General features: G+C 38.7%; 12 protein-coding genes and 1 tRNA gene. 11 read left to right on the top strand and 2 right to left on the bottom strand.

The window, feature by feature from the left end; all coding sequences use genetic code 11:
- A partial coding sequence (locus LXM54_RS22025) for an LPXTG cell wall anchor domain-containing protein (protein ID WP_233317390.1) occupies positions 1-460 on the top strand: 460 nt, incomplete at its 5' end.
- Positions 461-493: 33 nt separating this feature from the next.
- Here the strand turns inward: LXM54_RS22025 and LXM54_RS22020 are convergent.
- Complete coding sequence (locus LXM54_RS22020; protein WP_233317389.1) at positions 494-1,288, bottom strand: formate/nitrite transporter family protein; 795 nt, start codon at positions 1,286-1,288, stop codon at positions 494-496.
- Between the two features lie 423 nt (positions 1,289-1,711).
- On the opposite strand from LXM54_RS22020, the gene LXM54_RS22015 reads away from it, so the two are divergent.
- Positions 1,712-3,187 (top strand): MFS transporter, encoded by a 1,476-nt coding sequence (locus LXM54_RS22015; protein ID WP_233317388.1) that lies wholly within the window; start codon positions 1,712-1,714, stop codon positions 3,185-3,187.
- Positions 3,188-3,421: 234 nt separating this feature from the next.
- Positions 3,422-3,495: transfer RNA gene (locus LXM54_RS22010), tRNA-Gly, on the top strand.
- A 199-nt stretch (positions 3,496-3,694) separates the two neighbouring features.
- On the opposite strand, the gene LXM54_RS22005 is transcribed toward LXM54_RS22010, so the two are convergent.
- Positions 3,695-4,360, bottom strand: coding sequence for a B3/B4 domain-containing protein (locus tag LXM54_RS22005; protein WP_233317387.1), 666 nt, complete (start codon positions 4,358-4,360; stop codon positions 3,695-3,697).
- A gap of 96 nt (positions 4,361-4,456) precedes the next feature.
- Between LXM54_RS22005 and queG the strand changes: the two genes are divergently transcribed.
- The 8 genes from queG (at position 4,457) to LXM54_RS21965 (ending at position 13,715) form a co-directional block, all read left to right on the top strand.
- Complete coding sequence (queG, locus tag LXM54_RS22000; RefSeq protein ID WP_233317386.1) at positions 4,457-5,590, top strand: tRNA epoxyqueuosine(34) reductase QueG; 1,134 nt, start codon at positions 4,457-4,459, stop codon at positions 5,588-5,590.
- 107 nt (positions 5,591-5,697) lie between these two features.
- The gene (locus LXM54_RS21995) at positions 5,698-6,570 is read left to right on the top strand and encodes an amidase domain-containing protein (RefSeq protein ID WP_233317385.1); all 873 of its coding nucleotides are present in this window, start codon (positions 5,698-5,700) and stop codon (positions 6,568-6,570) included.
- A 74-nt stretch (positions 6,571-6,644) separates the two neighbouring features.
- Entirely contained in the window at positions 6,645-7,130 is a 486-nt protein-coding gene (gene trmL / locus LXM54_RS21990) for a tRNA (uridine(34)/cytosine(34)/5-carboxymethylaminomethyluridine(34)-2'-O)-methyltransferase TrmL (RefSeq protein WP_233317384.1), read from the top strand.
- Positions 7,131-7,260: 130 nt separating this feature from the next.
- Entirely contained in the window at positions 7,261-8,010 is a 750-nt protein-coding gene (gene nfsA, locus LXM54_RS21985; RefSeq protein WP_233317383.1) for an oxygen-insensitive NADPH nitroreductase, read from the top strand.
- Positions 8,011-8,184: 174 nt separating this feature from the next.
- Positions 8,185-10,080 (top strand): PrkA family serine protein kinase, encoded by a 1,896-nt coding sequence (locus LXM54_RS21980; protein WP_233317382.1) that lies wholly within the window; start codon positions 8,185-8,187, stop codon positions 10,078-10,080.
- A 238-nt stretch (positions 10,081-10,318) separates the two neighbouring features.
- A complete protein-coding gene (gene yhbH, locus LXM54_RS21975; protein WP_233317381.1) occupies positions 10,319-11,494 on the top strand; it encodes a sporulation protein YhbH in 1,176 nt (391 codons plus the stop codon).
- Positions 11,495-11,608: 114 nt separating this feature from the next.
- On the top strand, positions 11,609-12,166 hold the full coding sequence (locus tag LXM54_RS21970; protein ID WP_233317380.1) for a sigma-70 family RNA polymerase sigma factor: 558 nt from the start codon (positions 11,609-11,611) through the stop codon (positions 12,164-12,166).
- Positions 12,159-13,715 carry a hypothetical protein gene (locus tag LXM54_RS21965; protein WP_233317379.1) on the top strand — a complete coding sequence of 519 codons (1,557 nt, stop codon included), beginning with the start codon at positions 12,159-12,161 and terminating at the stop codon, positions 13,713-13,715. Before LXM54_RS21970 ends, LXM54_RS21965 begins: the two co-directional genes overlap by 8 nt.
- Positions 13,716-13,747 lie beyond the last annotated feature (32 nt).

Genomic DNA, 13,747 nt, shown 5'->3' with positions numbered 1-13,747 from the left:
CCCGTCTGATGGAGATAATGGAGAAACGCCAGGAGATACAGATCCATCTGATGGAGATAATGGAGAAACGCCAGGAGATACAGATCCATCTGATGGAGATAATGGTGAAACGCCAGGAGACAATTCATCTGACGGAGATGTTGATGAAACACCAGTAAATGCAGATCCATCACATGGAAATAATGGAGCAGCCCCGCCAGCTGCTAATCCGTCCAATAATAATAGCAACATTTCAGGAAGCACAACTACAAGTGGAAATGTCAAAACGGACACAGATAATCACAAAGGAAGCAATAGCCAGTATGTAAGATCAGCGAATGATAACAGCGATAATTCCTGGCTGCCAAATACAGCTACGTCGAATTATACTATTCTTTTGATAGGCGCAGCTTTAGCTGCAACAGGCATAGTTATTTATGCACACATTAGAAGAAGAGCTAAAATCGTTCAAAATCGTTAAGAAAGAAAGCAAGCCTCATAAGCAGGCTTGCTTTTATTTTTCTTCTATATCTTCATCCATAAATGGCTTATTCACATAATAGTACATCACGCCCATAAAACCGACACCTCCGATTAGATTGCCTAACGTAACAGGGATAATATTGCGTATAATCCCAGGCAAAGTAATGGCAGGGTTTTGGTCAAGTATTAATGAAATAGAGAAGGTTGCCATATTAGCAATACTGTGCTCATATCCAGAGATGAAGAAGCAAAAAACGAATAATATCATGGCGAATATTTTCGCAATATCCTCCTTTAAAGCCATTGGAATAAAGAAGGCGAGACAGACGAGCCAGTTACAAAGAATGCCGCGAAAGAACAGCTCGCTTATAGGTGCTTCAATTTTCGTCTGAGCTGCATGCAGTAGAAATTCATTGACCTCATGGGATTTGAATAAACCTGTCAAATAAATAAATACTGCGAAAAAGACAGCGCCGCATATATTGCCGGCATAACTTGTTCCCCACACTTTGAATACATCAAGCCAGGCGATTTTTTTCCGCAATGCAGCATACGTATAATAGAAGGTATTGCCTGTGAACAAGTCTCCTCCACCATATGCTATCAGGATGATAGCAGCCCCGAAAACGAGTGCTGCAGCAGGATATGCGAAGGGTGAGCCTTCTGCATAAAAGAAATTTCCAGTCTTAAAGGCAACAATTACACCAAAACCGATAAACATGCTTGCTACAACAGCACGCATAAAAAATCGAAACTTGCTTCGCTTAAATATTTTCCATTTCTTTAGTGCCAGTTTTTCCACTTGATAAAGAGATGCGCCTTCCATCGCTGATTCCTCCAAATATAATCTGTTGGTATAGTATTAACACTATAAGTACGTTTGATAAACATATTATGAATGGTGCATAGTTAATTTACAATAGATATTTGTGAAAAAAATCACAATATATAATACTGTTCAAAGAATGTTCAATTTTATAAGAATAATAGGTGATTTTCAGGAAATAGTAGTTAATTTTATTCATATAAATATACAAAAAGTATGCAAAAGTTTTCTGAAAATAAAATTAATTCAATATAGTCATTTAATTGGAATGGCCCAAAAAACCTTGATATAGTAATATTTATAACGGTTGGCACATTTTGTCGATATTTTCATGTTATATTTTCTTACAAGTGTATAGACTTTATATTTATTCATGCCTTACAATATAAGTAAAGATATTTTGAGTAGGGGAGTGAAGAGCTGATGGCTTCTGATTATCGAATTTCCATGCTAGTTATAGATCAGCCGGGAGTCCTGGCTCGTATATCCAATTTATTTGGAGCACATGAAGTTAATATAGAAAGTATTCAAACAAAAAAATACAAAGAGGCGACTAGAATCAGAATCGCGAGCAATGCGGAAGAGCATCAGGTTCAGAATCTGATTGTAGGTCTGCAAGGCTTGATGGACGTTGTGGATATCGACGCTTCTGAATTGCAGAGGTCTGCCTTCCAGCAAAGACTGCTTGAACGCACTAGCTCTATTCAAGTGATGCGTGAGCAGCGCATGCTGAGCAGGAAGGTTTCCTTCTGGCTTGTTGCTTGCTGTTTGTTCCTGACGCTCTTTGGCACAAATATTCCGGCTTCCCTTTATACACTCTATCGCCAAGAGTGGGGATTATCATCCGGAATGATAACTTTAGTGTTTGCCATTTATGCGTTTACGGTTATCCCAGCCATTATCGTGGCCGGACAGCTCTCTGATCAAATTGGGAGAAAAAAGGTCCTTATACCAGGAATACTGTTTTCCCTGATTGGAACTGCGTGCTTTACGGTTGCTAATGGACTAGGCATGCTTTTGATTGCAAGACTGTTTCAAGGCTTATCTGTCGGAATATTAAATGGTGTTGCGGTTGCGGCGTTAACTGAATTAGACGAAAAGAGAGATAAAAAGAAAACGGCCCTTATTTGTGCCCTTGCTGTAACGCTTGGAAATGCGATTGGCCCGATTCTGTCTGGATTGCTTGGCGACTTTGCGCCATATCCTTTGCGATTATCATACTATGTGCATTTACTGTTTATCCTGCCATGCTTTGCAGCTTTATTCTTTTTGAATGAAAATGCACGCCCTGGCCTGCAGCCGGTTAAGCTGAAAAAGCCTTATGTACCGAAATCAATAGTGAAGGCATTTATTTTGGCATCATTTACGTCATTTATCGCTTGGTCTATTATCAGCATGTTTATGAGCTTAATTCCTTCTAATCTATCAAGCTTCACACATGTGTCTTCGCTGACTGTTTCCGGCATTGTTGTTGCATTAGGCTTAATCGCAGCAGCAGTAAACCAAATACTGCTGAAACAATTCTCATTGCGGACGATGATTTCAGTCGGTTATATATTATTGGCGTTAGGCTTAATTTTATTAGTAATTACTATCGCCGCAAAATCGCTGACATTGCTTCTTATTTCTGCTGTGCTGATCGGCGGGGGGAACGGACCTGCCTATGCAGGAAGCCTTGCGTTAATTAATGAAAGATCGCCTGCAAAAATTAAAGGCAATATCGTCTCAACTTTTTTTGTCATCACGTATTTAGGTGTCAGCCTGCCTGTAATCGGATTAGGCTTTCTGTCCCAGCAGTTAGGTGTGGGCGGTGCTGTTAATTTGTATGTACTCATTATGGGAGTGCTGCTGCTGTTGACAGTTGCTTTCGGATTAAAAGAGAAAAAGAATATATTTTAGGAATGTAAAATGACCGAACAAAAAATGTCCGGTCTTTTTCTTTATTTCTGGTACTAATTACAGAATATCTTCATACTATAGTAAAAAGTTAGTCCTGATGAGTTAAATATTACGCATGAATGTAATCTTCGTAAAAAAAATGTCGAAAAGTGGTTGATTTTTTAAAACTGCAGTTATATAATAAAAAACGTGTTAAAAATAAGTTGTCTTTTTGTAAAGCAGCTTGTTAAAAATGCGGGTGTAGTTTAATGGTAAAACCTCAGCCTTCCAAGCTGATGTCGTGGGTTCGATTCCCATCACCCGCTCCATACATAGTCACAACGCAGTGTTTCGTTTCAAAGAAGAACGAAGCATTGCGTTTTTTCATTTTGGGGAGCTTTTTATTTTCCTGTGGATAACTCTCTGATTTATTTTAACTGTGGATAACTTTTTGTTTTTACAGATAAACTTTATGGTTAAACTGCAAAAGAGGTATGCACAAGGACTTTCCTTGAACATACCCCACTATTATTCTACAATTTTAAATTGTGCCTGCCCTCCGTGAACTTGGACAAACATATCCATTAAGGAAGCAACCATATGCTCGGCTGTTTCCTTCGGGGTGGAGGCTTGAAGATAAACGAACTGGACAGCGTCTTTTGTATCGAAAGTCACTGGAGCTCTGTTTGAATCGACAAACGGGCTGCCGAAGGGACCTGCATCATCTGCGCTGATAATTAAGTTATCAAGAGAATTGGCTCTGCCGTTTAGACCTGTATACTGTTCACTTTCTTTTCCAATTCTAAAGGTAATATCGCCGGATAGCTTCGATAGGTCATAAATGCCAATGGGCACTCCATATTGAAGGGAAAAGAAATTGTTTAAATCGATGCTGCTGTTGATAGGCTGCAAATAATTCTGTTTATGTACCCGTCTGAATAGTGCTTCAGCAGAATGTCGGTAGCGGTTCGGATCTTTCCCGGCAGTTTTAAAGATTTGGCGCCATTCCTGAACGGACGGAATATCCTGGACTTTTTTCTCTAACAGATCAAAGTAGATGGATTCTTGGAAAAGCTGCAAGCGGCCCTTTACCATTTGCGGTGATTCACCGACTTCAATCTGGTTATAGAAAATAGCGCCAATTTTGAAACCAGCTATGAGGGAAGAGAGTTCTCTGTCAATTGAAATATCCAATAATAAGTACCTCCAATAAATAAAGTCTATATGTTATGCTATTATTTTAGCGATAAATGAGTAAAAAAACCAATGAAGAAGAAAGGAGGGAGCAGTATGGACTACGATCAACTGAAGCAGGATATCATTAATTACAGCAAAACAATTGGAATTGATAAAATCGGCTTCACTACTGCAAGTACCTTTGAAGAAATGAGAATCAGATTGATAAGGCAGCAGGAGCTCAATTTTCAATCAGGCTTTGAGGAGAAGGATATCGAAAAAAGAGTGAATCCCTCCCTCCTTTTAGATCAGCCAAAATCAATTATTTCCATTGCTTTAGCATACCCTTCCAAAATGAAGGAGCGTGTCTCCAGCAAAAAAGGAGCAAGACGAGGAATATTCTGCCGTGCTTCGTGGGGAACAGACTACCATGTTGTTTTGCGGGACAGGCTTTCTAAGCTGGAAAAATATATTATGGACAGAGTTCCTGATGCATTATGCAAATCAATGGTGGATACAGGGGAGCTTGTTGACCGGGCTGTCGCTCAGCGTGCAGGAGTCGGCTGGTCAGCGAAAAACTGTGCTATTATTACTCCTGAGTTCGGTTCGTACGTATATTTAGGCGAAATGATTACTAATCTGCCTTTCACGCCAGATACGCCAATGGAAGACCAATGCGGTGAGTGCAATAAATGCATCGATGCATGTCCAACAGGTGCGCTTATTCAAGGTGGGCAGCTGAATGCCCAGCGCTGTATTGCTTTCCAAACACAGACGAAAGGGTTTTTGGCCGAAGAGTTTCGGGAGAAGCTAGGCAATAGAATTTATGGATGTGACACATGCCAGACGATTTGTCCAAAAAACAAAGGCATGGATTTTCATAATCATATCGAGATGGAACCAGATCCTGAAATTGCCAAGCCGCTCCTTGTGCCGCTGCTGACTATCAGCAATAAGGAATTTAAGGAGAAGTATGGACATATATCCGGCTCTTGGAGAGGTAAAAAGCCAATTCAGCGCAATGCGCTTATCGCACTTGCCCATTTCAAGGAAGATAGTGCAGTTCCAGATATTATCGGTGTAATGAAAAATGACCCGAGACCTGTCATAAGAGGAACTGCAGCATGGGCGCTTGGGAAAATTGGCGGTGATGAATCACGTCAGGCTTTAACGACATTGAGCAATAAGGAAACAGACCCTGAAGTGCTGCAAGAAATGCAGGATGCACTTGCGCGGCTGTCATCATAAAGCAAAAGGAGTGACTCATTTTAGTCCTCCTTTTTTATTTACTGCATTTTTCAGGCAAGGTATTGCATCCTTTTTCATAAGTATAAGCATGGAAAGGAGTGTATAACTTGAGAACTCAGTTGCTAGAGTTAATGGAGAAAAGAATGCAGCAGTGCGTTGCTGATGCCAGGGGTTCTGTTTTGGATGAAAAGATGGAAAGAAAGACGAGGCTTTTTGATAAGCGCAAGGCTGAAATTGTTAATGTGAAGGCTCGTGGAAATATTTTAACTATTGAAAAGCAGGAAGAAACAGAGGAAGTGGCCTATCTGGTACATTTTCAATACTTTATTAAACAAAAAGATCATTTCTATGTAGAGGAAGAAATCGAAAACAGGAAAGGGATCTTTTATAAAGGAATATTAATAGAAGATAGAGAAATAATCGCACCAATTCAAGCGGATGAAGCAAAGCTTTTAACAAATGAGCAAGAAGAGCGTGAAGGAATATGGAGATATACGTATGACAGGCTGAAAGCAGTCCAGTATGCAGAAAAATGGTGGAACAGCTATAATCCTGCTTATCATAAATTTGAGGTGGATTGCACCAATTATATATCACAATGTGTTCATGCAGGGGGAGCGCCAATGAGGGGCTATCCGAACAGAGGCAGCGGCTGGTGGATGCAGAACAACAGCTGGAGCTACAGCTGGTCTGTCGCAAATGCTTTTCCACGGTTTCTCGAATCATCCAAGCAAGGTCTTCGGGCGAAGGTCGTTAGTGATGCGTCTGAACTAAAGCTTGGTGATGTTATTTGCTATGACTTTGAAGGTGATGGTAAATATAACCACACGACAATCGTTACAGGGAAAGACAGTAATGGAGAACCGCTAGTTAATGCCCATACGTATAACAGCAGAATGAGATATTGGGGTTATGAGGATTCAACAGCATATACGCCAAATATAAAATACCGTTTTTTCTCGATTGTCGACGGACAATAAAGAAAGCAAAATCATTATTTTTTTGCCGGCAAGGTGTATAATAAACAATGAACTAATTGACAGAGGTGACAAGATTGGCTTTACATATTGTATTATATCAACCACAAATTCCATCTAATACCGGCAATATTGCAAGAACTTGCGCAGGAACAGATACAGTGCTTCATCTTATCAGGCCATTAGGGTTCTCGACAGATGACAAGATGCTGAAGAGGGCAGGCTTAGATTACTGGCAACATGTCGATATCCGTTACTATGATTCCATCGAGATTTTCTTTGAGGAAAATAAAGGCGGGGAATTTTTCTATTTAACGAAGTTCGGAACGAAGCCTCACTCTTCCTTCGATTACAGTGACAAGGACAAAGATTATTATTTCATCTTCGGCAGAGAAACAACAGGCTTGCCGAAGGATATCATCGAAAATAATAAAGACAGAGCATTGCGGATTCCAATGACTGACAATATCCGCTCCTTGAATTTATCGAACACAGCAGCAATCCTTGTGTATGAAGCGCTACGTCAGCAGGATTATCGTGATTTAAATAAGAAATATGAGTAATATTTGAGGGATAAGCCTTATGGTTTATCCCTTTTTTTATGGGCAGGCTAAGAGCAGATTATTATTAGATGTAGGTTTCTTTTATTATAATGAATATAGACGAAAATACAAAAAGATGGAGATGTATAGGATGAATAATGTTATTGAAACGATGCTGAACCATCGTTCTGTAAGAAAATTCAAGGATGAAGAATTAACAAAAGAACAAATTACAACGATTGTAGAAGCAGCTCAAAGTGCTTCAACATCAAGCTTCATTCAAGCATACAGCATTATCGGCATAACAGATAAGGAAAAAAAGAAAAAGCTTGCCGAGCTTGCTGGAAATCAGAGCTATGTTGCTGAGAACGGTCATGTATTCGTGTTCTGCGCCGATCTTCACAGACATAGTGTGGCTGCAGAAATGGAAGGAAAGGATGTATCAACTTCCCTTGAAAGCACAGAGAAATTTATGGTCAGCCTAATTGATGCAGCCCTTGCTGCCCAAAACGCAGCGCTTGCAGCAGAATCAATGGGACTTGGTATTTGCTACATTGGGGGAATCCGCAATCAATTGCCAGAAGTGGTTGAGCTGTTAAAAACACCAGACAGAGTGCTGCCATTATTCGCGATTGTCGCAGGTTACCCAGATCAGCATACAGATATAAAACCAAGAGTACCTTTCCATCATGTATATCATGAAAATGAGTATGAACAAGACTTGGACAAATACAAACAAGAGCTGGTGGAATACAACGACATCATTTCAGCTTATTATAAAGAAAGAACAAACAATGAAAGAAGCGATACATGGACTGCCCAAATGATAGGCATGCTAGATAAAAAATCCCGCCTGTACATGAAGGAATTCGTGGAAGGTAAAAAATTTGATTTGAAATAAAGATAAAAAAGGAATTCTTAGCCCGAGAATTCCTTTTTTTACGGGCATTTCTTCCCGTTAATATATGAGTCAAAGCTAGGCTTTAAAAACAAACCTTTCTTTTTAAGCATGTTCATTCTCCTGCCTGCATAGATTATATTAATCGTCTCTGATAAAGTGACAGGGGAGGTCCATATGAGTATATTAAAAAAAATCGAGATGTATAGACAGGAAGAAGACTTGCTTAAGTGGGAAGGAACATTTGCTGAGTATTTGGAGATCTTAAAGGAAAAGCCATGGGTAGCTCAATCAGCGCATTCACGTGTATACAATATGATCAAGGACGCTGGCATTGATGAAGTAAATGGGAAAAAGGAATATAAATTTTTCTCGAATCAGCTATTTGGTTTAGAGGATTCATTAGAAAGCTTAGTAGAAGAGTATTTCCATCCTGCGGCAAAACGTCTAGATGTCCGAAAACGGATTTTGCTGCTTATGGGGCCAGTCAGCGGCGGTAAATCAACACTTGTAACCATGCTGAAAAGAGGATTAGAAGAATATACGTACACAGACAGGGGAGCTGTATATGCAATTAAAGGCTGCCCAATGCATGAAGACCCTCTTCATATGATTCCGCATAATTTACGCAAAGACTTTTATGACGAATATGGAGTTCGCATTGAGGGGAATTTATCTCCATTGAATTTGATGAGACTGCAAGAAGAATATAATGGAAGAATTGAAGATGTTTTAGTGGAACGGGTTTTCTTCTCTGAAGATAAACGTACTGGTATCGGTACATTTAGCCCGTCTGACCCGAAATCTCAGGATATCGCTGATTTGACAGGCAGCATTGATTTTTCCACAATTGCCGAATATGGATCTGAATCTGATCCGCGCGCCTATCGCTTTGATGGAGAATTGAACAAAGCGAACAGAGGGATGATGGAGTTCCAGGAAATGCTTAAATGTGATGAGAAATTCCTATGGCATTTGCTTTCTTTAACACAAGAAGGAAATTTCAAAGCAGGCCGTTTTGCCCTTATTTCAGCTGATGAGCTGATTGTGGCACATACGAATGAAACGGAATACCGTTCCTTTATTGCCAACAAGAAAAATGAAGCATTGCATTCACGTATCATTGTAATGCCAGTGCCATATAACTTGAAGGCGTCTGAGGAAGAAAGAATTTACGAAAAAATGATTAGAGAAAGTGATGTTTCAGATGTCCATATTGCTCCACATACATTAAAAATCGCGGCAATCTTCACGATATTGACTCGCTTGAAGGAACCGAAGAAAGGCGATATTGATCTTGTAAAGAAAATGCGCCTGTATGATGGTGAAAGTGTGGAGGGCTTCAGCTCCGCAGACATTAAAGAATTGAAAAATGAATACGGCGATGAAGGCATGAGCGGGATTGATCCACGATATGTAATCAACCGGATTTCATCAACAATCATTCGCAAGGACATCACAACGATCAATGCTTTAGATGTGCTTCGTTCCTTGAAGGACGGCTTGGATCAGCATTCATCAATCACGAATGAATTGCGTGAAAAGTATTTGAACTGCATCTCCCTTGCCCGCAAGGAATATGATGAAATCGCGAAAAAAGAAGTACAAAAGGCGTTTGTTTACTCTTATGAGGAATCAGCTAAAACGCTTATGGATAATTACTTGGATAATGTGGAGGCATATTGCAACAAGAATAAACTTCGCGATCCGCTTACAGGGGAAGAAATCAATCCTGATGAAAAACTAATGCGTTCAATTGAGGAACAAATCGGGATCTCTGAAAATGCGAAAAAATCATTCCGTGAAGAAATTCTTATCCGCATTTCTGCATATGCCCGCAAAGGGAAAAGATTTGACTATAATTCTCATGACCGTTTGAGAGAAGCAATTCAAAAGAAATTATTTGCTGACTTGAAGGATGTCGTTAAAATTACGACTTCCACTAAAACACCTGATGAGCAGCAGCTGAAAAAAGTGAATGAAGTTATTGCACGCCTGATTGATGAGCATGGCTACAATTCTACATCTGCTAATGATTTGCTGCGCTATGTCGGAAGTCTATTAAATCGCTGATGATGATGAAGGAGAAGGAACGGGCAATGGACTTGTCTGTTCCTTCTTTTATCCATATAGAAAAAAGTTATATTGTCATTCGACCAAATTAGTGAATTATCTAAATTATTAGTAAATTATTTAAGCGTCATGCATAGGATAGAGTAATCACTAATTTTTTGGAAGATGGTGCCCGAATTAGTTTATGCATGAAACCAGAAAATGGTGCTGAAAAAATTTATTTTTAGGAGGGGTAAGGATGACAAAACATGAAAATAATCACCAGTTTGTAATTTCCCAAGAAGATTGGTCCCTCCATCGTAAAGGCCATGACGACCAGCAAAGACACCAGGAAAAAGTGCAGGAGGCTATCAAAAATAATCTGCCCGACTTAATTACGGAAGAAAACATCGTGATGTCTAATGGAAGAGAAGTAGTGAAAATACCAATACGTTCTTTAGATGAATATAAAATCCGCTATAATTATGATAAAAATAAACATGTTGGGCAAGGAAACGGAGACAGCCAAGTTGGCGATGTTGTGGCTCGCGATGGAAATGGCGGCCAAAAGGGACCTGGCAAAGGCCAAGGAGCCGGCGATCAGGCAGGAGAAGATTACTTTGAAGCTGAAGTGTCCTTAATGGAGCTTGAGGAAGCACTCTTTAAGCAATTAGAGCTGCCTAACCTAAAGCGAAAAGAGCAGGATCAGATTGTTGTCGAAAACATTGAATTTAACGATATTAGGAAAACAGGGCTGATGGGGAATATTGATAAAAAACGGACGATGATGTCTGCCTTTAAACGGAATGCAATGAACAACAAGCCAGGCTTTTATCCAATATACCCTGAAGACTTAAAGTTTAAGACATGGAATGAAGTTACAAAGCCAGAATCAAAGGCAGTTGTCCTTGCAATGATGGATACGAGCGGCTCGATGGGACTTTGGGAAAAATATATGGCGAGAAGCTTTTTCTTCTGGATGACAAGATTTCTCCGCACAAAATATGAGACGGTGGAAATTGAATTTATCGCCCATCATACAGAAGCAAAAGTTGTAACAGAAGAGGACTTCTTCTCTAAAGGAGAAAGCGGTGGTACTATTTGTTCTTCTGTATACAGGAAGGCCCTTGAATTGATTAATGATAAGTATGATCCAGGCAGATTTAACATTTATCCATTCCACTTCTCAGACGGCGACAACCTCACATCCGACAATGCCCGCTGTGTCAAGCTTGTCGAAGAATTGATGGAAGTCTCCAATATGTTTGGATATGGAGAGGTGAATCAATACAATCGCCACAGCACGTTGATGTCCGCCTACAAAAATATCTCAAACGAGAAGTTTCGTCATTACTTGCTGCGACAAAAGGCAGATGTCTTCAATGCGATGACGAGCTTTTTCCGCAAAGAAGAATCTGGAAAGATGTATGCGTAATGGATTAACACAGCTCTTTTTGGGAGCTGTGTTTTTTGCTGTAAATGTAGCAGAAATAAAAAATCTGCAACCATACCTTTTCAGCATCGTCTAAAGTTTGAAAGGGTGTAAAGAATGTTAGAGAAAAATAATAAAGATAATCTGGATGGGAAACATTCCAGCAGGGGGGAAATAATCGAGTGGTTAATGAACGAATATGGTCAAAGTGTCGTTAGGTTAGCATTCACCTTTGTGAAAAAGCAACAAATCGCTGAGGATATCGCGCAGGAGGTATTCATTAAATGCTATCAGAACCTGGATACTTTTCGAAAGGAATCTTCCTATAAAACTTGGATTTATCGTATTACAGTGAATTTATGCAAGGACCGGTTACGAAGTTGGAGTTTTAGAAACATAGTGTTAACAGAACTGCTTTCAAAAAGTTCGATCACTAATCATACTCCAGAATCAGAAATACTGCATGTGGAAAACAGGCAGGAATTATCAACGAAGGTATTATCACTGCCAATTAAGTACCGTGAAGTTATTATTCTATATTATTATGAAGAGTTTTCCTACAATCAAATATCAGAATTGCTTGGTATTAGCATACAGACAATAAAATCGCGATTACATAGGGGACGGCTTTCTTTAAAGAAAATGATAGGTGAAGGAGGAAAAATCGATGGATAAAATGTTAAAGGATTTAAAAGAAACGATGGATAACACAGTCTTGAAAGAATTAGACTTTACTGAAATAAATAAGTCTAAAGTAAGGAAAAAAATCTCCAACGCTAACTTTGCAAAAGCAAAAAATACGAGGAGTCTATATCCGCGAATTTTGAGTCTTAGTTTTACTTGCATTTTTCTAATAGGTTTAAGTTATTTTATGATACATACACTTAACCAAAGTGAAGAACCTATATCCAGCCACAGTGATAAAAATAATGTTGGTAAAAATAATTCCATTATTACTCCTCCTCATCAAGATGAAAATTATGAAGATATGAAAAAAGAAGATATATTAAGTAAACTTTTAAATACAGTAGATAATTTTCAAACGGCTTCCGGTGCATATGAGATGTTTGATAGATATTATGACGGTTCAACTAGTAACAATAACGTGGAATATAAGTTTAGTCTAAAAGAAGAAATTGGTGGATATGAAAAAATATTTAATATTCCTGATGAGTTTATAACAGATGATCCAATTACAACGAACGAAATCTTTTTTAATGACGAAACCATTTGGAATATAGATAATGATCGGAACACATACAGTACAAGTAATTATGAAGTGACACCAAAGAGGGAGACAGTTGAGCCGAAAGATGTATTTTCGATTCCAATAAATAAGCTATATGATTCTGAAGAGAAATTTAGAGAAATTCCAGCAATAGGAGATGTATCTCTGTTTCCATACGAGATGGCAGCGGAATATTTAAGATCTAGTAATGTTTGGGAAATTGAGAGGCAAAATGAAGAGCTGCTTGGTCATAATACGATTGTTTTGCATGGAGAAATAAATGAGGCTAATAAAAATATTATGCAGCCAGATAAAAAGAGCTTTCGTTTTTGGGTGGATAAAGATACAGGAATCTTAGTAATGTATGAATTTTACGATGAAGAAGGACAATTGATCAGTTATCTTCATCCGAAAGAATTATCAGTAAATGTAACAATTGATGCAAAAGAGTTTATACCTAAGTTAGAAAATTATAATTCTATGCAACATTATTCGGATATTCAATATGAGGACCCTAAAGAAAAAGATATTAGTATTGTAGAGAGTGCTGATACCAATGTGGAAGAGGTTGAGTCCGTTTTAGTCACTTTGCGGTCAGAGGTGCCTTTTCTGTATGAATTTACGAGTTCAGATGTAAAGATTTTCTCAGCAAGTTTGGAAAGATATAAAGAATTTAATCAAGCGTATTTAACTTACAGTTATAAAAAAGTAGGAAATGACCTTGGCTCTGGATCGCAAGTGCTATATGTAAGAGCATATCCTGAAGAATCAGTTGTAAATTCATTAAATGATTTTAATACAGAGAAGGGCAATAAAATCGATTCGTTTACTTTGAACGAGATTAAATGGGAAGTGTATGAAATTAAAGATTCTAAAGAGGCGCATTTTATAGGCGTGTCGGGAGATTATGAATACGAAATGATCACTCAGGATGTTTCTGTTGCGGATGCAAAGCGTTTACTGAAAACTTTCAAAAAGAGTGCACCAAATGAATAGATGATTTAAAAAGCTAATAAGACTTGGAGGAT

Source organism: Bacillus sp. Au-Bac7 (assembly GCF_021341655.1).
GTDB lineage: Bacteria > Bacillota > Bacilli > Bacillales > Cytobacillaceae > Niallia.
Note: the sequence above shows the minus strand (reverse complement) of the source record. Positions and strands in the feature narration are given on the sequence as shown.